Origin of the sequence: Pseudomonas sp. TMW22090, from assembly GCF_022496665.1 — a bacterium.
Taxonomy (GTDB): domain Bacteria; phylum Pseudomonadota; class Gammaproteobacteria; order Pseudomonadales; family Pseudomonadaceae; genus Aquipseudomonas; species Aquipseudomonas gregormendelii.
The window spans coordinates 588,702-613,543 of sequence record NZ_SCFH01000003.1 but is presented as its reverse complement, the minus strand read 5'-3'; the positions used below and the strand labels follow the sequence as shown (position 1 = coordinate 613,543).

Annotated in this window: 22 protein-coding genes; 9 read left to right on the top strand and 13 right to left on the bottom strand. The window is 58.3% G+C overall.

Features of this window, described 5'->3' with window-relative positions:
* The first annotated feature begins 399 nt into the window (after positions 1-399).
* The 5 genes from EQV97_RS12090 to EQV97_RS12070 all read left to right on the top strand — a co-directional run bounded on the left by EQV97_RS12090 (position 400) and on the right by EQV97_RS12070 (position 4,942).
* The gene (locus EQV97_RS12090) at positions 400-687 is read left to right on the top strand and encodes a hypothetical protein (RefSeq protein WP_240888983.1); all 288 of its coding nucleotides are present in this window, start codon (positions 400-402) and stop codon (positions 685-687) included.
* An 81-nt stretch (positions 688-768) separates the two neighbouring features.
* Complete coding sequence (locus tag EQV97_RS12085) at positions 769-933, top strand: DUF1328 domain-containing protein (protein WP_003177151.1); 165 nt, start codon at positions 769-771, stop codon at positions 931-933.
* A 2-nt stretch (positions 934-935) separates the two neighbouring features.
* Entirely contained in the window at positions 936-1,400 is a 465-nt protein-coding gene (locus tag EQV97_RS12080; RefSeq protein WP_122840886.1) for an inhibitor of vertebrate lysozyme family protein, read from the top strand.
* 712 nt (positions 1,401-2,112) lie between these two features.
* Positions 2,113-3,444, top strand: coding sequence for a glutamate/aspartate:proton symporter GltP (gene gltP, locus EQV97_RS12075; RefSeq protein WP_122840887.1), 1,332 nt, complete (start codon positions 2,113-2,115; stop codon positions 3,442-3,444).
* Between the two features lie 268 nt (positions 3,445-3,712).
* Positions 3,713-4,942, top strand: coding sequence for a spore maturation protein (locus tag EQV97_RS12070; RefSeq protein ID WP_122840888.1), 1,230 nt, complete (start codon positions 3,713-3,715; stop codon positions 4,940-4,942).
* 128 nt (positions 4,943-5,070) lie between these two features.
* Here the strand turns inward: EQV97_RS12070 and EQV97_RS12065 are convergent, their stop codons facing one another.
* The 10 genes from EQV97_RS12065 to EQV97_RS12020 form a co-directional block, all read right to left on the bottom strand.
* Entirely contained in the window at positions 5,071-5,697 is a 627-nt protein-coding gene (locus EQV97_RS12065; RefSeq protein ID WP_240888982.1) for an ABC-type transport auxiliary lipoprotein family protein, read from the bottom strand.
* On the bottom strand, positions 5,694-6,632 hold the full coding sequence (locus tag EQV97_RS12060) for an MlaD family protein (RefSeq protein WP_122840890.1): 939 nt from the start codon (positions 6,630-6,632) through the stop codon (positions 5,694-5,696). Before EQV97_RS12060 ends, EQV97_RS12065 begins: the two co-directional genes overlap by 4 nt.
* 1 nt (position 6,633) lies before the next feature.
* Positions 6,634-7,437: an ATP-binding cassette domain-containing protein gene (locus tag EQV97_RS12055; RefSeq protein WP_045061642.1), complete on the bottom strand. Its 804-nt coding sequence runs from the start codon at positions 7,435-7,437 to the stop codon at positions 6,634-6,636.
* On the bottom strand, positions 7,434-8,582 hold the full coding sequence (locus EQV97_RS12050) for an ABC transporter permease (RefSeq protein ID WP_122840891.1): 1,149 nt from the start codon (positions 8,580-8,582) through the stop codon (positions 7,434-7,436). Before EQV97_RS12050 ends, EQV97_RS12055 begins: the two co-directional genes overlap by 4 nt.
* Positions 8,583-8,636: 54 nt before the next feature.
* A complete protein-coding gene (locus EQV97_RS12045; protein ID WP_122840892.1) occupies positions 8,637-9,665 on the bottom strand; it encodes a DUF5924 family protein in 1,029 nt (342 codons plus the stop codon).
* An 85-nt stretch (positions 9,666-9,750) separates the two neighbouring features.
* On the bottom strand, positions 9,751-11,130 hold the full coding sequence (locus tag EQV97_RS12040; protein WP_240888981.1) for an insulinase family protein: 1,380 nt from the start codon (positions 11,128-11,130) through the stop codon (positions 9,751-9,753).
* A 179-nt stretch (positions 11,131-11,309) separates the two neighbouring features.
* On the bottom strand, positions 11,310-12,968 hold the full coding sequence (locus EQV97_RS12035; RefSeq protein ID WP_240888980.1) for a Na/Pi cotransporter family protein: 1,659 nt from the start codon (positions 12,966-12,968) through the stop codon (positions 11,310-11,312).
* A gap of 322 nt (positions 12,969-13,290) precedes the next feature.
* Entirely contained in the window at positions 13,291-14,058 is a 768-nt protein-coding gene (locus EQV97_RS12030) for a TerC family protein (RefSeq protein WP_045061647.1), read from the bottom strand.
* 84 nt (positions 14,059-14,142) lie between these two features.
* Complete coding sequence (locus tag EQV97_RS12025; RefSeq protein ID WP_122840895.1) at positions 14,143-15,450, bottom strand: CitMHS family transporter; 1,308 nt, start codon at positions 15,448-15,450, stop codon at positions 14,143-14,145.
* A 314-nt stretch (positions 15,451-15,764) separates the two neighbouring features.
* Entirely contained in the window at positions 15,765-16,091 is a 327-nt protein-coding gene (locus EQV97_RS12020; protein ID WP_240888979.1) for a DOPA 4,5-dioxygenase family protein, read from the bottom strand.
* Between the two features lie 83 nt (positions 16,092-16,174).
* Here EQV97_RS12020 and EQV97_RS12015 point away from each other — a divergent pair, with 83 nt between their 5' ends.
* Positions 16,175-16,843 (top strand): NAD(P)H-binding protein, encoded by a 669-nt coding sequence (locus EQV97_RS12015; protein WP_122840897.1) that lies wholly within the window; start codon positions 16,175-16,177, stop codon positions 16,841-16,843.
* A gap of 94 nt (positions 16,844-16,937) precedes the next feature.
* Here the strand turns inward: EQV97_RS12015 and EQV97_RS12010 are convergent, their stop codons facing one another.
* Complete coding sequence (locus EQV97_RS12010; protein ID WP_240888978.1) at positions 16,938-18,395, bottom strand: hypothetical protein; 1,458 nt, start codon at positions 18,393-18,395, stop codon at positions 16,938-16,940.
* A gap of 336 nt (positions 18,396-18,731) precedes the next feature.
* Complete coding sequence (locus EQV97_RS12005) at positions 18,732-19,682, bottom strand: LysR family transcriptional regulator (RefSeq protein ID WP_240888977.1); 951 nt, start codon at positions 19,680-19,682, stop codon at positions 18,732-18,734.
* A 114-nt stretch (positions 19,683-19,796) separates the two neighbouring features.
* Here EQV97_RS12005 and betC point away from each other — a divergent pair, with 114 nt between their 5' ends.
* From betC to EQV97_RS11990, 3 genes are all read left to right on the top strand, one after another.
* Positions 19,797-21,311, top strand: coding sequence for a choline-sulfatase (gene betC / locus EQV97_RS12000; RefSeq protein WP_240888976.1), 1,515 nt, complete (start codon positions 19,797-19,799; stop codon positions 21,309-21,311).
* 16 nt (positions 21,312-21,327) lie between these two features.
* A complete protein-coding gene (gene choX / locus EQV97_RS11995; protein WP_045061217.1) occupies positions 21,328-22,248 on the top strand; it encodes a choline ABC transporter substrate-binding protein in 921 nt (306 codons plus the stop codon).
* Between the two features lie 180 nt (positions 22,249-22,428).
* Positions 22,429-23,997, top strand: a complete 1,569-nt coding sequence (locus EQV97_RS11990) for a SulP family inorganic anion transporter (RefSeq protein ID WP_225568949.1) — start codon at positions 22,429-22,431, stop codon at positions 23,995-23,997.
* A 22-nt stretch (positions 23,998-24,019) separates the two neighbouring features.
* Here the strand turns inward: EQV97_RS11990 and aroE are convergent, their stop codons facing one another.
* Positions 24,020-24,841, bottom strand: a complete 822-nt coding sequence (gene aroE / locus EQV97_RS11985) for a shikimate dehydrogenase (RefSeq protein WP_122840902.1) — start codon at positions 24,839-24,841, stop codon at positions 24,020-24,022.
* Position 24,842: the final 1 nt, after the last annotated feature.

Genomic DNA, 24,842 nt, shown 5'->3' with positions numbered 1-24,842 from the left:
GTCCCGGAAAAATCGGGCAAGTTGCATGGTCAATTCTGTGCCTTTTCATCAAAGGAAGGGTAGCTATCTACCGCCTCGTCGGACAAAGGCTTGATTTAACAGGATTTTTTGTGAAATACGGTTTTTTGGGCAAATGCCCACGTCCATTTCTGACATCCGCGCCCTCCTCTCAATTCAAAAAGAATGAAAGTTCCTACAGCATTATCGTGCATTACGCACGACCGTAGAGAGCCCATCGTGCAGGATGCGTTCAATGTGATTTTTAACAATCTTTTAAGTCATTGTTTTTAAACAGTTTTTTCTTATGAAAAAGCTGGCATGCAGGCTGCAATAGTCTGGGTAATCAGGGCAAAAGATCGCCCACAACAAGATCACCACCGAAGTGGGAGGAGTTTCCGGATGAATCGCCAACGTGCCGCCCAATTGCGCATCTCGCCCCTGCACATCCAGCAAGGTCTATTCGCTGTACTTGCGCTTTTGATCACATTGATTGGCGGCCAGCAATTCCAGCGTTGGGAACAAAGCCAGCAGCAGGAAGCGCCGCAGCTGTCATTCAAATATCCGACTCAAACCCACTTCAGTGCCGCCAGCAGTCAAGCGGCAGATAGCCCCCCCCTGCGGATGATGGACGTCGACCAGGCACAGCCTGCGAATGAGATGCCTCGTCAGGAGCGCTGGGTGTTCTGATCACCAGACTTGGCGCGCTGCTTGCGCCGGGAAAAGCACCAAAAGCATCACCTCTAAAATAGAAGCGTAAGGAGAATCACCATGTTGAGCTGGGCAATCACATTCTTGATCATTGCCATCATCGCCGCCGTATTGGGCTTCGGTGGTATCGCGGGCACCGCCACGGGTATCGCCAAGATTCTCTTTGTCGTGTTCCTGGTGATGTTCATTGCGTCGTTCTTCTTCGGCCGCCGTGGTCGAGGCTGAACATGAACGTCTCGTTGAAGACACTGGCAGCCGCCCTGCTACTGGGCGGCAGTGCCATGGCGATGGCGGCCAATGATGGCCAGACGCGGGTCAACGAGCTGTTGAATTCCGATCCGCAGTATCGCGAAACCTGGCAAGGCGTGGTTAAGAAGGAAGAACGCCTGCCGGAATGGGTGATGAACCTGTCCGGAGATGCCGAGCAAATGAATGCAGTGCAAGAGGATGGCGACAAGTACCTTGTAGGACCGCTATGCGAATCGCAGGCGACCTGTCTGAACAAGCGTCTGATCGTTGCTGTCAGCTTCGACAAGGATGACGCCTACGGGATGCTGGTTGAAGTGCCAGCCGGGCTGCCGGCTGACAAGTCGCCGACGCGACATGCTACTTACCGGTTCCTCGGCAAGCCCGATGAGGGCATGCAGAACCTGTTGATGGAACAACTGAAAAAAGATCCAAAGTGGTACTGAGTTTGAAATAGAAAGAGGCCGCCAGGCGTCTTTCCGATGCACTGCCCGATGACGGCAGCCGCATGACCAGGGGGCCGGGACGCTCTGCCTGTTTCAGGGGCGCAGTGACCTACGGGTACAGGGAGTACCTGCGCAAGGGCCGGGTCAGGAAAAAAGCTGCGACGCAGGTTCGCGATATTCAATGTCGACGAACCTGCGAAGAGCTTATGCAATCGAGGCATTCGGTTAGCACTCAATCCTCGTTTGCACCTTCCTCTCTACAATTCGAATCAACCACACCGGAAAAATACATTTCCCGGTGTTTCCTGACGACCGTACATCGAGAAAAATAACCTGATTTTTCAAGGCTATTTGACTTTCTGATCATCGAATTTTGCTCCAAAAATCCCTTTCTGCGGTTGATCAAAAAACACTCAATCCCCGCTGTGATGGCCGGTTCACGGCACTTTTGCCTGCCGAAATGTCGTATTCGAACCGGTTGGGACGCCAGTTTCGATTAAAAAGCTCATGCCGATTCGGCATAGGGTAGGCGTTTACGGCATTAGACGTCGCAGTCTTGCATCGGAATAGTTGCGCCTTTTTTCGCCTGCCAGAGAGCTACCAACAAGCGCTCCGGGGCACCTTATACGGAGGCCGATGCACAAGACTTTTTCGCCACGAGCGTTCCTGTTCCGCGCATCTGCCTGAGTCAAACGCAAGTAAGGGTAAAGATATGAAGAAGGCAAAGCTTAGCCTCGCCTGGCAGATCCTCATCGGTCTGGTATTGGGGATTGCAATCGGTGCGCTGCTCAACCATTTCGGCGCCGAAAAAGCCTGGTGGATCAGTAACGTTCTGCAACCGGCAGGCGATATCTTTATCCGTCTGATCAAGATGATTGTGATTCCGATCGTAATCTCTTCGTTGATCGTCGGCATTGCCGGCGTCGGTGACGCGAAAAAACTCGGCAGCATCGGGCTCAAGACCATCATCTACTTCGAGGTCGTCACCACGATCGCCATCGTCGTAGGTTTGGTACTGGCCAACCTGTTCCACCCGGGTGCCGGCATCGACATGAGCACCCTGGGCACTGTGGATATCTCCAAGTACCAGGCCACAGCTGCCGAGGTCCAGCATGAACACGCGTTCATTGAGACCATTCTCAACCTGATCCCGTCGAATATCTTCGCGGCCATTGCTCGCGGCGAGATGCTTCCGATCATTTTCTTCTCGGTATTGTTCGGCCTCGGTCTGTCGAGCCTGAAACCGGAATTGCGCGATCCGCTGGTCACCATGTTCCAGGGCGTGTCGGAAAGCATGTTCAAGGTCACCCACATGATCATGAACTATGCCCCGATTGGCGTGTTCGCACTGATCGCGGTGACCGTGGCCAACTTCGGCTTCGCGTCCCTGCTGCCACTGGCCAAACTGGTGCTGCTGGTTTACTTCGCTATTGCCTTCTTCGCCTTCATGGTGCTGGGCCTGATTGCTCGCCTGTTCGGCTTCTCGGTGATCAAGCTGATGCGCATCTTCAAGGATGAGCTGGTACTGGCCTACTCCACCGCCAGCTCCGAAACCGTGCTGCCGCGGGTTATCGAGAAAATGGAAGCCTACGGCGCGCCGAAAGCCATCTGCAGTTTCGTCGTACCGACCGGCTACTCCTTCAACCTCGACGGCTCGACGCTGTATCAGAGCATCGCGGCAATCTTCATTGCGCAGCTGTACGGCATTGATCTGTCGATCAGCCAGCAACTGCTGCTGGTGTTGACCCTGATGGTAACCTCCAAAGGCATCGCCGGCGTGCCGGGCGTGTCCTTCGTGGTGCTGTTGGCGACCCTGGGCAGCGTGGGTATTCCATTGGAAGGCCTGGCGTTCATCGCCGGTGTCGACCGCATCATGGACATGGCCCGTACCGCACTGAACGTGATCGGCAACGCTTTGGCGGTCCTGGTCATCTCTCGCTGGGAAGGCATGTACGACGATGCGAAGGGCCAACGCTACTGGAACTCGTTGCCGCACTGGCGCAGCAAGGAAAAACTGCCGGCAGGTGAAGTTTCCAAAAACTGACTCACGCTGGTCTGCCCCCAAAATGTTGAACATTCATCATGACTTTTGGGGTGCCGATCACCCTGTAGGAGCTGCCGAAGGCTGCGATCTTTTGATCTGGCTTTTAAAAAAATCAAAAGATCGCAGCCTTCGGCAGCTCCTACAGTAGGTTGAGGCCATCCATGTAAATGGGCCGCCAGCAGTTCCAGACAAACCCCGGAGAAATCCGGGGTTTGTCGTTTCTGGCTACCCCGTTATCATTCGCCGCATTCTTTGGGGGATTTGACTGATGCTTAATGGCCTGTGGCTTGGCTTCTTCATCGTGGCCGCCGTATCGGCGCTGGCGCAGTGGTTGATTGGCGGCAACGCCGGGATCTTTGCCGCGATGGTGGAGAGCATTTTCGCCATGGCCAAGTTGTCGGTCGAGGTCATGGTCCTGTTGTTTGGCACCCTCACCCTTTGGCTGGGCTTTCTGCGAATCGCCGAGAAAGCCGGCATCGTCGACTGGTTGGCAAAAGCGTTGGGGCCGCTGTTCCTGCGGCTGATGCCGGAAGTGCCGGCCGGTCACCCGGCGATCGGCCTGATCACCCTCAACTTCGCCGCCAACGGCCTGGGCCTGGACAATGCTGCCACGCCAATCGGCTTGAAAGCCATGAAGGCACTGCAGGAGCTCAACCCCAGCCCGACCATTGCCAGCAACGCGCAAATCCTCTTCCTGGTACTCAATGCCTCTTCGCTGACGCTGCTGCCGGTGACGATCTTCATGTACCGGGCGCAGCAAGGTGCGCCGGATCCAACCCTGGTGTTCCTGCCGATCCTGCTGGCCACCAGCTGTTCGACTCTGGTTGGGTTGCTATCCGTGGCATTCATGCAACGCCTGCGTCTGTGGGATCCGGTGGTGCTTGCCTACATGATCCCCGGTGCCCTGGCACTCGGCGGCTTCATGGCACTGCTGGCGACGCTGTCAGCCACCGCATTGGCCGGCCTGTCTTCCATTCTCGGCAACCTGACGCTGTTTGGTCTGATCATGCTGTTCCTGGTGATTGGCGCGCTACGCAAAGTTAAGGTCTATGAAGCGTTCGTCGAAGGTGCGAAGGAAGGCTTCGATGTAGCGAAGAATCTGTTGCCGTACCTGGTGGCGATGCTCTGCGCGGTCGGCGTATTGCGGGCCTCGGGCGCGCTGGATTTTGGCCTGGATGGCATTCGGCACCTTGTGGAGTGGGCGGGTTGGGACACGCGGTTCGTTGACGCGCTACCGACCGCGATGGTCAAGCCCTTCTCCGGCAGCGCCGCCCGCGCCATGTTGATTGAGACCATGAAAACGTCTGGGGTCGACAGCTTCCCGGCGTTAGTGGCGGCGACGATCCAGGGCAGCACTGAAACCACGTTTTATGTGTTGGCGGTTTACTTCGGCGCGGTGGGGATTCAGCGTGCGCGGCATGCTGTTGGCTGCGCTTTATTGGCGGAATTCGCCGGAGTAGTCGGCGCAATCGCCGTTTGCTACTGGTTCTTCGGCTAACAACCGGCCCTTGTAGGAGCGAGCTTGCTTGCGAGGGTCGTGAACGATGACGCAGGTAACCTGACACCCAGCAGCACCCTCAAGCGCTTCGCAAGCGAGCTCGCTCCTATAGAGGAAATGTGCCGGGTTTACGGGCGCCGCGGCGGGACTGCTTTTTGGCCTTGCGCCACCGCCCAATCCACCACCTGCGCCGTCAACTGGTCGCTCGCCAGGCCAAACCCGGCCACCACGGCCGGCACCTGCACGTCGGTCAGCGGCTGGCGCACTTCAAAGCGGCGACTGGCGAGAATCCGCTGGTCATACCCGCGCACCAACAACGCATCCAGACGCACCACGACGGTAGCTGCCGTACCCTGATACTCGGTCTGGAACGCCTGCAAATTGCCACCGAGCTCCAGGTCCGCCTGGAAGTTGCTGTCGTCAGTGCTTAGCAACGGTACCCGGCCGTCACGCTGAAAGCCATCCAGCAGGCGATTGCGCAGCAACACGGGGGCAGGGTCACTCCAACGCGAGGCTTTGTAACTGCTGATCAGGTCGCCCTGGGGAACGACGGCGATGTTCGGGCTGTTCAGTGCCTGGCTTGCTTGGGGTTTGGCCAAACGCAACGACCACGGCTGTACGGCGTCTTGCCTGACCGGGGCAGCGCCTTGAGTCGATGGCAGTCGGTACACATCCGACGGATCCGCCTTGGGCAGGATCGAGCAGGCACTGATCAGCGCAAAACCGGTGAAGAGCAGGGCGCGGGTCAGCTTCATGGGGTGAATTCCTTGTTCTTGTCGTTGCCCAGCAGATATCCGCTGGGATTGGCTTCCAGGCGCTGGGAGATGGCGCGCAACGAGGTCAGCGTATCGCGCAGTTCACGCACAGCGGGTGCGAGCCCGTTAAGACCCTGCATGCCATTGTTGAGCGAGTCCTGGTTGCTGGACAGCAACTGGTTGATGGTGGCGCTGCTTTGTTCCAGCGACTTCATGGCCTGCTCGGCGCTGGCGAACATCTGCTTGCCCTGATCATTGAGCAGGCCGTTGGCATTGCGCATCAGCGCAGAGGTCTGTTCCAGCATGGCGCCGGCCTGCTTGCCCACTGATGCCAGCTGTTGCATGGCCTGGCGGATATCGCCGCGCTGGTCCGCGATGGTGCCAGTCGTCTGCTCCAGGTGCTCCAGGGTCTTGCTGATGCGCTCGACGTTTTCCGTGGAGAACATCAGGTTGGCGTTGTGCATCAGCGTGTTGACGCCCGCCATCAGGTCGTTGCTGTCGTTCAGCAGGCGAGCGATGGGCGAGGGCGACGCCACGATCACCGGCAGTTTGCCGTCCTTGCCCTTGAGCGTCGGGCTCTGGGGCGTGCCGCCGCTCAGCTGGATGATCGACGTGCCGGTAATCCCGGTCAGCGCCAGCTTCGCCTGAGTGTCTTCCTTGATCGGCGTCTCGCCGCCCAGGCGAATCCGCGCCAGTACCCGACGCGGATCGTTCGGGTCCAGGCGCAGGGTCACCACATCGCCGACCTTGATCCCGCTGTATTGCACGGCGCTGCCTTTGGACAGGCCGCTGACCGCCTCGTTGAACACGATTTCGTAGTCCTTGAACTCGGTATCCACACTGGACTTGGCCAGCCAGAGCCCGAAGAGCAGGGCGGCTGCCACCACAATTACCGTGAACAGGCCGATCAGTACGTGATGGGCTCGGGTTTCCATGTCAGACCTCGTTGAGCTGTTGAGCGGCAGTCAGCGCCGCGCGGCCGCGAGGGCCGTGGAAATATTCGTGAATCCACGCATCGTCGGTTTCCGAAACCTTGTCGATGGCATCCGCCACAAGCACTTTTTTCTGCGCCAGCACCGCTACTCGATCGGTGATGGTGTAGAGGGTGTCCAGGTCGTGGGTGACCAGAAACACACTCAAGCCCAGCGCATCACGCAGGGTCAGGATCAGTTGGTCGAAAGCGGCAGCGCCGATGGGATCCAGGCCGGCGGTGGGCTCGTCGAGAAACAGGATGTCCGGATCCAGCGCCAGCGCGCGGGCCAGTGCGGCGCGCTTGATCATCCCGCCGGACAGCGAAGCGGGGTACTTGTCCGCAGCAGACAGCGGCAAGCCCGCCAAGGCCAGCTTTACCGCCGCCAGGTGCTCGGCGTCATTTCGGCTCAACCCCGCGTGTTCGATTAGGGGCAGGGCGACGTTCTCGGTCACGGTCAGCGAGGAGAACAGGGCGCCTTTCTGGAACAGCACGCCAAAACGGCGCTCCACCAGCGAGCGCTCGTGCTCGGGAAGGGCCGGCAGGTTTTTCCCGAAGACCTTCACCATGCCCTCGCTGGGCTGGCGCAAGCCGACGATGCTGCGCAACAGCACGGATTTGCCGCTGCCGGAACCACCGACCACGGCGAGGATCTCGCCTTTGTACAAGTCCAGGTCGAGATTCTCGTGCACGCTCTGGCTGCCGAAACGATTGCACAAGCCGCGGACTTCGATCACCGCCTCGGAGGACGCTCGGGGTTGACGACTCACCAGCCCATCTCCATGAAAAACAGCGCGGCCACGGCATCGAGCACAATCACCACAAAAATCGACTGGACCACGCTCGACGTAGTGTGTGCGCCAACGGACTCGGCGCTGCCGCTGACCTTGAAGCCCTCCAGACAACCGATGGCAGCAATCAGGAAGGCGAAGATCGGCGCTTTGACGATGCCCACCAGGAAGTGCTGAACGCCAATATCCGATTGCAACAGCGAGAGGAACATCGCCGGGGAGATATCCAGCGAAACCGCGCACACCACGCCGCCGCCGATAATCCCGGAGAGCATCGCCAGAAACGTCAGCATCGGCAGCGCAACCAGCAGCGCAAGAACTCGCGGCACGACCAGCAGTTCCATGGGGTCCAGGCCCAATGTGCGAATGGCGTCGATTTCTTCGTTGGCCTTCATCGACCCTATCTGGGCGGTGAACGCGCTGGCGGTGCGGCCGGCCATCAGGATCGCGGTGAGCAACACGCCGAACTCGCGCAGAAACGAGAACGCCACCAGGTCCACGGTAAAGATACTCGCACCAAAACTCGCCAGCACCGTCGCCCCCAGAAATGCCACCACGGCACCGACCAGGAAGGTCAGCAGGGCAACAATCGGCGCAGCGTCCAGACCGGTTTGCTCGATGTGCGCCACCATTGGCGTGATGCGCCAGCGTTTGGGACGAAACAGGCCGCGAGCGATGGTTTCCAGGATCAGGCCGACAAACCCGAGCAACTGCAGCGTGTCTTGCCAGACCGCGTCCACCGCGCGCCCGATGCGCGTCAGCAGTTGGATGCCGACGCTGACTTCGGGCTCCTTGATCGGCACGCAGAAATCAGTCATGGAGCAATAGACGGTGTGCAGCAGTGCGCGATCGGCGCCGGACAAGGTGCAGTCCGGGTGTTCGGCGGACTTGCCAAGCCGCTCGGACCCCAACAACTCCACCAACAACGACGCGCCGGCCGTATCGAGGGCGCCCAGGCCATTGAGGTCGATGTGGGTGCTGTCGTCGTATTGGCCGCGAATGGTTTCGCAAAGGCCCTTGAGGTTGGCGTAATGGGCAAGCGTCCAGTCACCCGTGACCCGCAATTGTGCAGGAGAGTGAGAGGCGTCCAGTTGGGCGTTGCCGGCCGTTGTACTGCTGGTCATAAGCTCCATGCTTGTTCGACTGAATGACTGTGGTACGTAATATCACGCAGCGTATTACTTTTCTTTGATCGGTGTGCTGTCTGTGATCTTGAAACGCAACACGCCAATGACCTGGCCATCCTCGGTGAGCACCCGCACCTGCCAGTTACCAGCCGGATTGCCCGGGAAATTCTGCTTGTGCGTCCATGCGCGGTAGCCTTCCTTACGCCCGCCATGGATATCCAGCGGGATGCGATCCACCTCTTTGCCGTTGAACTTCCACACGTGGTAAATCCGCTCGTCCAGCCCGCGTGGCGCGTTGATCGCGGTGTAGGCATACAGCCCGCCACCACGGATCTGCTCGGCCGTGACTTCATCCAGGCTGTCGCCTGGGGTACGGTCCTGCAGTTGCGTACTGATGGCGACATCGGTCATCCACAGTGTCGCCGGCGGCACCCAGGAACGCAGCACCCAGCCGACGCCACCGATCCCCACGGTGATACTCAGGATCGCCAACGCGTTGCGCAGGGTGCGAATGGGAAAGATCGACGCCAGGCTGGGGAACGACAGGACCACCGCTGTGCCCAGGGCCAGTTTGAAGCTCTGGGCCGTGGTCAGGTGCAGGATGACGGGCAGAGCGGTCAGCAGCGCGGCAAACAAGGTCAGCGTATGCAGGGCCAGGAACGCCCAGCGGCGGGGGGCCAGCCACTTGTAGTAGAGCGGGTCGATGATTGATATCAGCGCGGCGATACACAGCAGCCCGGTAAAGAAGAACTGCCCGCTGTTCCAAGTGGTGGTGATGAAAAAGAACGGCAGGACGAAGAACAGGCTTTCCTGGTGGATCATCTGCGTGGCATAGCGCAGCAAGGGCTGGGGTATCTCGCGCTTGAATATTTTGGCGAACAGCCTGGTCAGGCTGTTTTCCAGCATCAGCCAGATCCAGCTAAGGACCATGATGATGGTGATCCAGGTGGCCAGCCCTTGCTGGCGATCGACCAGAATGAAACTGCCGACCCCGGAGATAAACCCACCGAGCGCAATGACCCCAGGGTAGCGCTTCATCAATTCCAGTAGGCGCTGCACGTACAGGGTCAGGGTTGGCATTCGGCGATTCGCATTGGTCGTAGGAAAAATCCTCGACAGATTACCGCCCGAGAGGGTGGTGTGGCGAGCAGGCTCGCTCCCATAGTCATGAAGTCTTTCGGCGCAGACGCCACGCCAACAATCCCAGTACCAGCAGGGCCAACATTCCGGCCACCAGCCAGATCAACTCATCATCACTGATCAACGGCTTTTCAATCCGCAGATACCCCGGCTGCAGCAACAACGAGCGCATGGCGCGGTTGGCTTCTTCCAGGGTGACACCTTGCAGATCCCTGGCCGGGTCAGCAAAGCGCCCGTTCTGGAAGTCACCCAGCGCGCCCCAGTAATAATCGGCCAGCGCGCTGTTGCCCTGCACGGCCCAGGCCTGCCGGGCGATGGCGGCCTGTTTGAGGCGGTTGAAAGTCTCTACGTTTAGACCGTCCTTGAGCAGGCCTGCCTTGAGTTCTTCCAGGACCTGCCTGGCTGCGGGCAAATCATCGCGCTCCAAGTCTGCATTGAGGCTCATGAAACCCACCCCGCCAAACACCTCGCGCTCGGCCGAGGGCCCGTAGGACAGGCTATGTGCCAGGCGCATTTGGCGGTAGAGCGCCCAGTCCAGGTAGTCCTTGAGCAAATCAAAGGTCTCGTCGTGCTGGTCCTCCAGTACCGGCTCGGGCACCAGCCAGTGCAACTTGGCGCCGTTGCCCACCAGGCCGTGGCTCAACGTACGCTCGTGGGCTGCCGTTGCCTTGATTTCCGGCAGGGGCGGGTGATCGGTCGGGTCGACCGCTTCCAGCGCGCCATAGGCCCGCTCCAGATAGGCTGGCAGCAGGCGATCAAGGTCGCCGACCACGATCAACGTCATGTTGTTGGGGGCGTACCAGGCGTTGCGCACCTCCTCGAGCTGTTCGCGAGTCAGGTGATCGACTTGCGCACGCTCAGGGCATTTAAGGCCCAGCTCCACCGCCAGCTGGTTACTCGCGGTGTGGCCCAGATCCTGGCGATCGAGCCAGCGCTGCAGGTGAGAGTAGTGGCCACCGTCCTCACGCTCCACCACCTGCTTGGCCGCATTGATTGCATTGTCGTCAAAACGGGTCTGGGTCAACAGGGCCAGCAACAGATCCAGCACTTTGCGCTGGTTTTTCGCCGGCGCTTCGATGACGAATGTGGTGTCGGCGTTGCTGGTGTAGGCATTCCACTCGCCGCCCAGGGCCTGCATGCGCTCTTCCAGCCCACCTTCGCCGGTGGCGTCGATGCCGCTGAACAACAGATGTTCGAGCAGGTGCGGCAGCTCCTTGTCGGCGCAACCGAAGTCATCCAGCCCGACGCCCACCACCAGGCGAATCGCCACATGACCACGGTCCATGCCGGGCTTGAGCAGCAATTGCAAACCGTTGGGCAGCGTATAGCCCTCGACCTGAAAGCGATCCAGGGCGAATGAGGGTAATGAGCCAAGCAGTAGACAGGCGAACAACAGGCAACGCATAACGGGCTTCCAGGCAACCTAATCGGAGATCCATGTCGTCAGTCAGGCCGCTTTCGCGGGCAAGCCCGCTCCCCTCAGGTAGATTTTTGGGGCTCACAACCCCCTGTGAGAGCGGGCCTGCTCGCGAAAGCGGTCTTGCGGCTGAACCAATGTTACTGACTCACCACCTTGGCAGACGTTCAAGGCGAATGTGTGATGTCCGCCAAATCGTCCACCGCCAGCGCACCTGTGTCGGACGTTTCCAGCACTGCATAGGCACTGCTGCAAAACAGTGAATTGAGGCGCTTCATGTCGGCAATCAGCTCCAGATGCAAGGAACTGGTCTCGATACTCTGCACAATCTTGCGCTGCAAACGGCTCACATGCGCATGCGCCAGGCGCCGTTCCTGCGCGCGAAAGCGACGTTTCTCACGCAACAACTGGCGGGCGCTTTCCTTGTCGGAACTGAGGTACACCGACAACCCCAGGCGCAGGTTGGAGATCAGTTGGCTGTGCAGCCCCGCCAATTCCTCCAGGCCCACTTCGGAAAATGACCGACGCTGCGAAGTCTTCTGTTGCTGGACCTTGCGCAGCATGCGTTCGATCAGGTCGCTGGCAAGCTTTAGATTGATCGCCAGCTCGATGGTCTCCGCCCAGCGTCGACTGTCCTGCTCGCTCAAGTCTTCACGGGGCATTTGCGCCAGGTACAGCTTGATCGCGCTGTAGAGCGATTCAACATCATCCGTCAGGCGGCGCATTTCCTGAGTCACGGCCGTCTGCTTGCCGTGCAGCACATCGAGCATGGCTTCGAGCATATTATCGATCAGGTCGCCGATGCGCAGGGTTTCCCGTGCCGCATTGGCCAGCGCCAGGCTGGGTGTGACCAGCGCAGTGGGGTCCAGGTGGCGAGGCTTGGCCGTGCCATTGATCTCCGGGCGTTCCGGTAGCAACCAGGCACACAACCTGGCCATCGGCCCCACGCTGGGCAGCAGGATCAGGCAGCGCACGGTGTTGTAGAGCAAATGGAAGCCGATGACCATTTCCTGCGGGCTGAAGTCGAGGCTGTCGATCCAGTGCACCAAAGGATCCAGCACCGGAATGATCAGCAATAGTCCTATCAGTTTGTACAAGAGGCTGCCGAGCGCCACCTGGCGGCCTGCTGCGTTTTGCATGCTGGTGCTGAGGAAGGCCAGCACGCCGCTGCCGATGTTCGCGCCAATCACCAGGCCGATAGCCACCGGCAGGCTGATCACTCCCGCGCCCGCCAGGGTGGCGGTGAGCAGGACGGCGGCGAGACTGGAGTAGGAGATCATCGCGAACAGCGCGCCGACCAGGGCGTCGAGCAGGATATCGCCGGTCAGCGAGGCGAAAATCACCTTTACGCCTTGGGCCTGGGTGATCGGCGCGGCGGATTCAACGATCAGCTGCAGCGCCAGAATGATCAGGCCCAGACCAATGCTGACCCGTCCCATCTGCCCAAGTCGCGTCTGCTTGCGGGACAGGAAGAAAATCACTCCGACGAAAATCAGCAGCGGCGACAACCAGGACAGATCGAAAGTCAGTACCCGGGCCATCAACGCCGTGCCGACGTCTGCGCCAAGCATGGTCGCCAGCGCCGGGGTCAGTGCCATCAGGCCCTGGCCAACAAACGAAGTGACCAGCATGGCCGTGGCGTTACTGCTCTGGACCATGGCCGTCACTACGATGCCGGAAATAAACGCCAGCCAGCGCCTGGACATGTTCTGGCCAATCACATGGCGCAGATTGGACCCGTAGACCCGCAGGATGCCGGTTCGGACGATGTGCGTGCCCCAGATCAGCAGGGCCACGGCAGATAACAAATTGAGCAGGGTGAGCATAAAGGCCCCCTGTGGTGGTAGCGCCCCAAAGGAGCAAGTTGACGTGCCGCGCGTTTTTCTACGTTCTGTACTTAAGCTGTAGTTGGCTAACGGTCTGCGCGCCAGCATCGCATAGCTAAAGAGATGATTGAAACAAAAGTGTCATAAAAACAGCTGGATGGAAAAACAAAACAGGGACCCTGAGGTCCCCATTCATGCCCTGTGGGAGCGAGCCTGCTCGCGATGATATCGAGGACAACGAGTTGACTCAGTCAGTACGCGTTATCATTGACGACCATCGCGAGCAGGCTCGCTCCCACAGGTTTCATGCAGGTTAGCGATATTACTGGCCAGGAATATCCTTGCGCAGTTTCACCGGGTCCTGCTGCTTGCGCTTTCTTGCCATGGCAGTGCGCATCTTGATGTTGAACGCTTCCACCGCCAGCGAGAACGCCATGGCGAAGTAGACGTAGCCTTTGGGTACGTGGACTTCGAACGACTCGGCGATCAACACGGTGCCGACTACCAGCAGGAACGACAGCGCCAGCATTTTCAATGACGGATGCTTGTCGATGAACGAGCTGATGGTACCGGCCGCCAACATCATCACCAGTACGGCGACAACAATGGCCGCGACCATGACCGGTACATGGGAGACCATGCCCACTGCCGTGATCACCGAATCCAGGGAGAACACGATGTCGATGATCGCGATCTGGATGATGGTGTACAGGAAGTTGCCACCCTTGCCGGTCGGTTCCTCACCGGTCTCGTCTTCGCCTTCCAGCGCGTGATACATCTCTTGCGAGCTTTTCCACAGCAGGAACAGGCCGCCGAAGAACAGGATCAGGTCACGCCCGGATATGCCTTGGCCGAAGACCTCGAACAGGTCTGCGGTCAGCTGCATGACCCAGGTAATCGACAGCAACAACAGGATTCGCGTGACCATGGCCAGCGCCAGGCCGAAGATCCGGGTACGCGCCTGCATGTGTTTGGGCATGCGGCTGACCAGGATCGAAATCATGATGATGTTATCGATACCCAGGACGATTTCCAGGGCGGTCAGGGTAAAGAAGGCAACCCAGATCTCAGGGTTGGTCAGCCATTCCATGTGTATTCCTTTGAGGATGTGTTGAACCACGAAGGGTCCGGGCTTCGATAAAAAAGCCAGGACCCGTCACGGTGAGTCTTGGGCTTATAGAGTGCTGAACAGCGGAAAAATCCCCATCAGCAATGCTGCAACAAGTATGCACATGCACACCAGAACTGCCCACTTCAGGGTAAAGCGCTGGTGGTCACCGAAGTCGATACCGGCCAGGGCCACCAACAGATAAGTCGATGGTACCAGCGGGCTCAACAAGTGGACGGGCTGACCGACGATCGAGGCACGTGCCATTTCAACTGCGGTTATACCGTAATGACTCGCTGCTTCGGCAAGTACCGGTAACACGCCGTAATAAAATGCATCGTTCGACATGAAAAATGTGAACGGCATGCTCACCAGTGCGGTAATCACTGCCAGGTACGGGCCGAGGAAATCCGGAATCACCGCCAGCAGGCTTTTCGACATCGCATCGACCATGCCGGTGCCCGACAGGATACCGGTGAAAATACCGGCCGCGAAGATCAAACCGACCACTGCCAGCACGCTGCCGGCATGGGCCGCAACGCGATCTTTCTGCATTTGCAGGCAAGGGTAGTTGACGATCATCGCGATACTGAACGCCACCATGAACAACACTGGCAGTGGCAACAAGCCGCCAATCAGGGTGCACATCAGCACCAGCGTCAACGCGCCGTTGAACCAGATAAGCTTCGGACGGCGGGCATCCGGGAATTGCGAAACGCTGATCTCACTGTGGTCAACTTCATCGCCAGCCAGGTGCAGTTCACCCAGACGAGCGCGTTCGCGTTTGCCGTAGAAGTAGGCAATCGCCAGGATCGCCACCACACCCGCCAGCATCGCCGGAATCATCGGCACGAAGATGTCGGACGGGTCCACGTGCAGCGCGCTCGCGGCACGGGCGGTCGGGCCACCCCACGGGGTCATGTTCATCACGCCACCGGCGAGGATGATCAGGCCGGCCATGATGCGCGGGCTCATGCCGATGCGGCTGTAGAGCGGCAGCATGGCCGCCACGCAGATCATGTAAGTGGTCGCGCCGTCACCATCAAGGGAGACGACGAGCGCCAGTACGGCGGTGCCGACCGAAACTTTCAGCGGGTCGCCCTTTACCAGTTTGAGGATCTTGCGCACAGCCGGGTCGAACAGGCCGGAGTCGATCATCAGGGCGAAGTACAGAATCGCGAACATCAGCATCACACCGGTCGGCGCGAGCTTGGTGATGCCTTCGAGCATCATCGGACCGATCTTCGGCGCAAAGCCACCGAACAGGGCGAAAACAATCGGGATGATGATCAGGGCAATCAGCGCGGACAGGCGCTTGGTCATGATCAGGAACATGAACGTGATGACCATGGCAAAGCCAAGGAAAGTCAGCATGGGAATACTCCAGGCGTGGCGCGGCTAGGGGAAATGAGCGAACCGGGTGAGGTCAGCGCAGAACGGGAAGCACGAGTCGAGCGGGCGGAGTTAAAGCGCAGGGGCGGATTGAGAAGGACATCAGGATCACCATTGTTGTTGTTAAATGGGCCGTGCGAGCAGCAAAACACTCGCGTGGGCCAACCGGTCTGTTGCCGGGAGTGAGGCGATCCTAATCGGGGAAGCTTTCAGCCAGCTTTCGCCAGTAAAAGCAATGACCGGATGTTTAACCGGTCGTCGGACAGTACGGTTTGCGCAGGATGATATTTCGCTGGTTAAAAAACACTCAGATCCAGTGGGCGAATCGCCCCCATCCAGATCGCGTGCTCGGTGTGATCCAACAAATCGTTTCCGGTATCGGGATGCAGGAACACCACCAAACCCTTGCGGTTGAGCGCCAGCCACGGCAGCACCTCGCCCAGGTATTGTGGCTCCAAGGCCAACTGGCAACTCCAGTCCGGGTGCGGGCCTACCGGACGTTCGTGCACGCGCCCCATCCTTAAGGGAAACCGCTGCGCCGCCTGCTCGCACAGTGCCCGCGCCTGATCGATGTTGCTCGCGTCGAAGTACACGTGGGCGTGATAGCCCTTTATCCCTTGCATCTGAAACCCTCCAAACCCGGTCGAACCCTGAACGATTGCCACGGGTCACACGCCATATACGTTGCGATCAAGGGACCCCAGCCATGAAAAATGCCGAAACCCCCGTTGTGAAAGTGGTGCTTTATGGTGCCATGAGTAGCCTGGGCAGTGCGCTGATGGCTGAAATGCTGCGACGTCAGCATGAAGTGATCGCGATTCTGGACGACCTCACAGCGCTCTCACCGCGTCCGGGGCTGCGCACCAAGAGCGGCGACCTGTTTGACGCCGAGCGGGTAAAGCAGAGCGTGGCCGGCAGCACGGCCGTGGTCTGCCTGTTAGACGCGCCAGGGCTGCCTTTCAACAGCGAATACGTGGAAAAAACCATTATGCCGGGGCCCGTGGAACAAGTGTTGGCTGTGGATGCGCTGATCGAAGGCATGCAGGCATCCCATATTGCGCGACTGTTCCTGGTGGGTGATTTCGAGGTATTGGACGATCCGGAAATAGAGGATCGCCTGCAACGCCATGCGGCTGAAGAAATTCGCGAGGCCCTGCAAAGCAGCGATTTGCAATGGACAATGGTTAACGCCCCTCGGGGTGTTCCCGGGCTGACCATCGAACACTTTAGCCAGGTCAGCAGTAGCCTTGAGCCGGGACTGAGAGAGCCGCTTGAGCGATTGAGCCGGGTCGCAGTAGGAATCGCCGATGAGCTGCAGTTAAATTTACATGTCGGTGAGCACGTGAATTTTATCGCGAGTGGTAGCGCAAATTGAGGGATGCGAGTGTCGAGGTACGGTATCAATCGAATCACTCAGTGCAAATGTTACACTCGCCTTTTTATACTGCCACGTATTTGAATCGCACATTTCATCTGAATCTGTACATTTCCAGAGCACTGGTAATAAAGCTGATCCATGATTTCGAGCTCTCCTGCAGTTGCCGCTCCATTTCTTTCTCCCGTAGATAAGGCTCCAGCAGATACATAGCAATAAAATCGGTGTTTGTTAGCAAGAAAGAAGACCATAATTTGGCATCTGAAGATAACGCTGTTTTAAGGTAATTTGTTTTATCAATCACTTCCACACTTTGATCACCGCCAACATACAGATCATAAAATTGCATCAGAGCAGGCTGCATTGAAAGAGGAACTTTATCAATTCGATCTACAAGGTTATCCCGGAGTTTGTCATACACCTCCAGATAAACCTTATTTTCATTTTTTTGGGTGTTATTCAGCATTGCCTCGTCAACATTGGCATAAACCATATCACCATAGCCAGCATAATGAACCATCTCATGAATAAGAATGTGGGCCATGAGCGTCGGGTGATTAACCAGTTTCTCCACGTGCGTTGTTAGTATTATAGGCAGTTTATTGCTAAACAATGACATGACCAGATGCGCTGAAGCCGCGTAGGTCAGGGGCCTGTTATTTTCCTTGTCAAGCTGCATCCCCTCAGGCGTTTGCTCTATGAGAATATACTCCACACACTTGTCACCCGTTGTTCTTGCATGGCATGGGTTTTCTAATAACGCAATTAGAAAATCCACCAATTTATCCTGCGGGTGTATATAAGAGTCTAATTGAGCATATTCTTCCCTGGAGACCCCCAAATCGGACAATAATTTGTCAAACACCCCATCCCCTATACTGCGGTCAAGGGCATCACCTTCCCGAACGACGTCTATAACCTCCTTCACAAGTTCAGTGGCGTTAACGGTCAACGGTATCAGGGAGTCGCAGGGTTGTGGACACCTGGTTTTAAATACCTTGAGCGCGGCGATTGCCACCTGTCGACCCGCATCCAACTCGTTGTACACTTCCGGATAAAGTTCCTTTATCTTTTCACCCCGGGCCACTTCACTAGCACCAATATCTTCGATAAGCCATTGAGTCAAAGAATCACTAATGTAACCTTGGGGGGCATGACTGAGCGCATCAAGGACGGCGGTTTCATTTCCAGACTGACTACTGCCATTCACGGCCCAATGGTCGGTGGACATGATGAGTGGGCTCGATACAGGCGGGCGCTGAACACCAGAGCCGTCAGGGCGACGGGGCATCACGTTTGCTAAACCATAGGCTGCCAGTCCCAACCCCCCCACCGCAAGTACCGCTTGCCCTATGAATCTTTTACTTAATGTCCGCCAATCATTGGACGCTTGTGGTGGCCTGCCGCTTTCAATATCCCTCTTGGACCGTGATGGTGTATTTTTTACCTTTTTTAGGAGCCTTTCTGCCGCGAGGGGGTCGTTTTTTGCAGTGCGTGAGTTTACGGGCAGGATTCTACTTATGTCGTGTGTTGAATTCAGAGGGCCTGGCATGCAAATACTCTTAGTTAATTGATTAAAAATATAGGATTCTTCCTAAACATCCACTTAAAACAATACGTGGCTCGGCTTATTCCACATTATGCATATACAAACCAATAAATAATTTTAATTTTACGAGCATAGCGTGACGAAATTTTACTAATCACTTGAAGAAACATGCAGTATGTTTAAACAATCAACTCATCAGGTCGGAACTTTCGTACAGCACAACTCTGGAGAAGCCGATTGCCTGAAAAGGCCTGAAGCTTTTCGATCAGGCACTCACAGCACGACAGGTAAGTGAGCCATGCCCCCCCTACCACAACGTGAGCTTCATCGCGCCTGACGTCAGTTCGCGATAGACGGCAACGGCAGGCCATTAAGCGACTGCGCACTGCGCGCCTGCTCCTGCATCAACCAGTCAACGAATCGCTGGATCAATTCGCCACGACGCTTTCGCTGAGGCAGGACCACGTAGTAGCCAAGCCGCGAAATGACCGTGGCGCCGATTGGACGACACAACAAGCCCTCCGCCAGCAAGTTATCCACAAGATGTCGCCAACCGATAGCGACGCCCTGGCCACCAATCGCGGCCTGGATCAACAAGGTGTAGTTATCAAAACGCAGCTGGCCCGGTGCGGGCGCCGAAGTGATCCCCAGCTCACGAAACACACCGCTCCAATCAAACCAGTTGCTGCTGTTTTCGCCGCGCAAGTGCAGCAGGGGCAGCTCCAGCAGCGATGAGACCGGCAGGGGCAGCGCTCGGTCCTTGAGCAGCAGCGGGCTGCACACCGGGAATACTTCTTCGCTGAACAGCCAGTGGCTCTCACCTTGCTTGAAACGCCCTTCGCCAAACAGCACGGCAATATCGATATCGCTGCGCAGCATGTTGTGGCTGCGCTCACTGGTCACAAGACTAACGTCCACGTTGGGGTTGGCGGCATGGAAGCGGTGCAGTCGCGGCATCAACCAATAGGCGGCGAACGCGAAATCCGTGGCGACCTGCAGCACCTCGTGCTGATCTTGCGCACTGATCGCCGCCAGGCCTGCATCGATATTCTGCAAACCGAGCTGCACCTGTTCGAAGAGGACGATGCCCGCCTCTGTCAGCTCGATGCCACGATAAATCCGATCGAACAGGCGGGTGGCAAGTTGCTCTTCCAGCCGTTTGATTTGCTGACTGATGGCGGGTTGAGTTGTCCCCAGCTCCACGGCGGCGGCGGTAAAACTTCGCTGGCGCGCCGCAGCTTCAAAAGTACGCAACAGGTCCAGGGACAAACTCCCGAGGGCTTCATACATAAGCTGTGCTTATCCTAGTCATTGCCGGGTGTGGGCTTTACCGCAAAAGGCATGGCACCCATGCTCGGTCGCAGCACTCTCGCATAAATATTCACTATGGAATGCCGCGATCACATGAAGCGCAAGAATATTCTTTTCATCATGGCCGATCAGATGGCCGCGCCAATGTTGCCGTTCTACGGCCCTTCGCCAATCAAATTACCCAATCTCAGCCGACTTGCTGCCGAAGGCGTAGTGTTCGACTCCGCTTATTGCAACAGTCCACTGTGCGCACCGTCGCGTTTTACCCTGGTCAGCGGCCAGCTGCCGAGCAAGATCGGCGCCTATGACAATGCGGCTGACTTCCCCGCCGACGTACCCACCTATGCCCATTACCTGCGCCGCCTGGGCTACCGCACCGCCTTGTCCGGAAAGATGCACTTCTGTGGTCCGGATCAACTGCACGGCTATGAAGAACGCCTGACCAGTGACATTTATCCCGCCGATTACGGCTGGTCGGTGAACTGGGACGAACCCGACGTTCGGCCCACCTGGTTCCACAATATGTCATCGGTGCTGCAGGCTGGCCCCTGCGTGCGCACCAACCAGCTGGATTTTGACGAAGAAGTAGTCTTCAAGGCGCAGCAGTACCTGTTTGACCACATCCGCGAGGATGGCGACCAGCCGTTCTGCCTGACCGTTTCCATGACCCATCCCCACGACCCGTACACCATCCCGAAAAAATACTGGGATATGTACCAGGACAGTGACATCCCGCTTCCGCAGACGCCAGCGCAGTCCGAGCTGGACCCGCACTCCCAGCGACTGCTCAAGGTGTACGACTTGTGGGACAAGCCGCTGCCTGTGGATAAGATCCGTGACGCGCGACGTGCCTATTTTGGGGCCTGCAGCTATATTGACGACAACGTCGGCAAACTCCTGCAAACACTCGAAGATACAGGGTTGATCGACAATACAATTATTGTTTTCTCCGGAGATCATGGCGACATGCTCGGCGAGCGCGGCCTCTGGTACAAAATGCACTGGTTCGAGATGGCCGCCCGGGTCCCCTTGTTAATCAGCGCGCCGGGGCAATTTGGTGCCGGCCGCGTGAGCGCTGCCGTCTCGACTGCCGACCTTCTGCCGACCTTTGTCGAATTGGCGGGCGGCTCGCTGGAGCCTGGCTTGCCGCTCGATGGCCGCTCGCTGGTGTCGCACCTGAAGGGGCAGGGCGGTCACGACGAAGCGTTTGGCGAGTACATGGCCGAAGGCACCATCAGCCCGCTGATGATGATTCGCCGCGCTGCCTACAAATTCATCTACAGCGAAGACGACCCTTGCCTACTCTTCGATGTGCACAATGACCCGCGTGAACAGGAAGAGCTCAGCCAGTCGCCGCAACACAGTGCACTGTTTGCCGAGTTCCTCGTCGAAGCACGGGCCAAGTGGAACATACCTGCGATTCACCAACAGGTGCTCGCCAGTCAGCGCCGCCGGCGATTCGTGGCCGAGGCCCTGACCATCGGCAAGCTCAAGAGCTGGGATCACCAGCCACTGGTAGACGCCAGTCAGCAGTACATGCGCAACCACATCGACCTGGATGATCTGGAGCGCAAAGCACGTTATCCACAACCCTGCCAAAACCAATAATGTTAAGGGGAAGTCCATGCAAAGGTTATCCACAGTTCTGACGGTCGGGCTTCTGGCTCTGGGCAGCGCATCGGCGTATGCCGATCAGAGCTGCGACACGGTGAAAATGGCCGATCCGGGCTGGAGCGACATTGCGGCGACTAACGCCATTACCGGGTTCTTGCTGGACGGCATGGGCTACAAGGCCAAGGTTGACACCTTGGCGGTGCCTATCACCTTCGGTGGCTTGAAGGACGGTCAGGTCGACGTGTTCCTGGGTAACTGGATGCCGGCGCAGCAAGGTTTCTACGACAAGTTCGTGGCCACCGGGGATGTAACCCAACTGGCGAAAAACCTCGATGGCACCGAGTTCACCCTGGCTGTTCCGGATTATGTGTGGGACGCAGGTGTGCATAACTTCGCCGACCTGAACAAGTTCGCCGACAAGTTCGAGAAAAAAATCTACGGCATTGGCTCCGGGGCTCCGGCGAACATCTCGCTGCAGGACATCATCAAGAAAAACGACTTCGACCTGGGCCAATGGAAGCTGGTGGAATCCAGCGAGCAGGCCATGCTGGCGGAAGTGTCCCGGGCAGTTAAGAAGCAGAAGTTCGTGACCTTCCTCGGCTGGACGCCGCACCCGATGAACGTGCAGCTGAAGATGCACTACCTCAAGGGTGGCGAGAAGTACTTCGGTGATACCGGTGCGGTTTATACATTGACTCGCAAGGGTTATGCACAGGCCTGTCCGAACGTCGGCAAGTTGCTCACCAACCTGAGCTTCACCCAGGAAATGGAGAACAGCATCATGGCCGAGGTCGTGAACAAGAAGATCAGCAATGCCGAGGCTGCCAAGGCGTGGATCAAGGCTAATCCTGCGGTTCTGGATAAATGGCTGGATGGCGTGAAAACCGCCGATGGCAAGGAGGCGTTGCCTGCGGTGAAAGCCAAGCTCTGATTCATAGGAGGAGCCTGCTCGCGATGGACGTACACGATTTCGCCGGGCGCCTGATGCCCCGAGGTGCCGGTACGTTTTTCGCGAGCGAGCTCGCTCCTGCAGGTGGGGGCTGGCACGCTCGCGCCGCCATCACTGGTTCACCCTGTTACCCTTTGCGCATTCCCCCACCTGAGAGGACCCATGGCCTTTCCCAGCCGCCATTCGCTCTTCCCCTTCCTGAGCTGGTTGCCTCGGCAAACCCGTGCCACTGTCGGGCGCGACCTAATCGTCGGCCTGAGCGGTGCGATTCTCGCGCTGCCACAGTCGATTGCCTACGCCCTGATTGCCGGGCTCCCACCTGAATACGGGTTGTACGCGGCTATTGTTCCCGTTCTGATCGCGTGCCTGTGGGGATCATCCTGGCACCTCATCTGTGGTCCTACAGCGGCAATTTCCATTGTCTTGTATGCCAGCGTCAGCCCCTTGGCAGTGCCCGCGTCGCAGGACTACGTGGCACTTATTCTGTTGCTGACGCTGCTGGCCGGGACCTTCCAGTGGCTGTTGGGCTTGCTGCGATTCGGCGCGCTGGTGAATTTTGTCTCCCATTCGGTGGTATTGGGGTTCACCCTCGGTGCGGCGGTGGTGATTGCCGTCGGCCAACTGCCCAACTTGCTGGGGCTGGACCTGCCCAGCCAGGCCACGGCACTCGACAGCTTCATGTCGGTGTTTCAACACCTGCATCAGGTGGACAAGCCATCGCTCATTCTCGGGCTGGCGACCGTGGCATTGGGAGCCACCCTGAAATGGCTGCTGCCGCGCTGGCCGACACTGTTGATCACGCTGGTAACGGCAGGGCTGCTGGTGTGGCTCTGGCCCGGGATGTTTGGCCACGTCAGCCTGGTCAGCGCCTTTGTCGGTCGACTGCCACCTTTGAGCGCTGTGCCGCTGGACCTGGACTTGATCCTGCGCTTGTTACCCAGCGCGGTTGCGGTGGGCATGTTGGGGCTGGTGACCAGCCTGTCGATTGCTCGCTCGCTGTCGGCACGCTCACAGCAGTTGCTCGACGCCAATCAGGAAGTGCGCGCCCAGGGTTTATCCAACATGGTCGGGGCATTTTTTTCCGGTTCGTTGTCCGCCGGCTCCTTCACTCGATCGGGCCTGAGCTACGAGGCAGGGGCCTGCTCCCCGCTGGCCGGGGTGTTCTCGGCGCTGTGGGTCGCGCTGTTTGCAGTGTTTGGCGCGGCATTGATCGCCCACATCCCGATTCCGGCGATGGCCGGCAGTATTCTGCTGATCGCCTGGGGCCTGGTGGATCATCGCGGCATTCGCGCATTGCTGAGGGTCAGTCGCGCCGAGTTCCTGGTCATGGCGCTGACCTGTGTCGCCACGCTGCTGCTGGAATTGCAGACCGCGATTTACGCCGGGGTACTGGCTTCGCTGTTCTTCTATCTCAAGCGCACCTCGCAACCGCGTGTGCAGCATTGGCGCGACGGCGATGAGGATGTGTTGCGCGTTGGCGGCTCGATCTTTTTCGGCGCCAGCCACTACCTCCAGGTACGCCTGCAGCGCATGCACGCTGCCCGGGTAGTGATTGAGGCACAGCAGATCAATTTCATCGATTACTCAGGGGTGGAGATGCTGCATCAGGAGGCGCGGCGCCTGCTCAAGCAGAATCGCAGCCTGACCCTGCGGCAAGCGCGGCCGCAGGTGGTGGAGGAGCTCAGAAAGCTGGAAGGCGCGGAGAAATGCCCGATCCGGTTTGAAGACTGAATCGTGTTTCACTCCAACAGTTTCATTCTGCGAGTTGTCGGCGCAGTTCGGCCAGCACCGGCGCCGTGTCCGGACGCACACCCCGCCACAGGAAGAACGCTTCCGCCGCCTGTTCAGCGAGCATCCCCAATCCATCCATTGCCACCGCTGCACCGTGCTCGCTGGCCCAGCGGCAGAATGATGTCGGTTCCTTGCCGTACATCATGTCGTAGCAAACCGTCTTGCCCGGTTCGATCAGACTGCTGGCAATCGGTGGAACCTCACCGGACAGGCTCGCGGAGGTGGCGTTGATGATCAGGTCCACGGATTCCTCCAGCCAGTCAAAGCCACTGGCAGAGACCGGGCCCAGATCATCGAACAACTCGGCCAGCAATTCCGCTTTTTCCACCGTGCGGTTGGCGATGATCACCGACGCCGGCTGCTCGGCCAGCAACGGCTCAAGCGCACCCCGCACCGCACCGCCGGCGCCCAGTAGCAATATGCGCTTCCCCTTGAGACTGAAAGCGGCATTAACCGTCAGGTCCCGCACCAGCCCGGCGCCGTCGGTGTTGTCACCCAGCAACGAGCCGTCAGCCAGTTTGCTCAAGGTATTCACCGCGCCAGCGCGCTGGGCACGCTCCGTCAGGCTGTCGGCCAGGCGATAGGCCTGCTCCTTGAAAGGCACCGTGACGTTGGCTCCGCGCCCCTCCAGGAAAAACGCTCGGGCGAAGTGGGAAAAATCATCGAGCGGAGCCAGGGAAGTGCTGTAGTCCAGTTGCTGACCCGTCTGCTCGGCAAACAGTCGATGGATAAGTGGCGACTTGCTGTGGCCAATCGGGTTGCCGAATACGACGTAACGATCCATC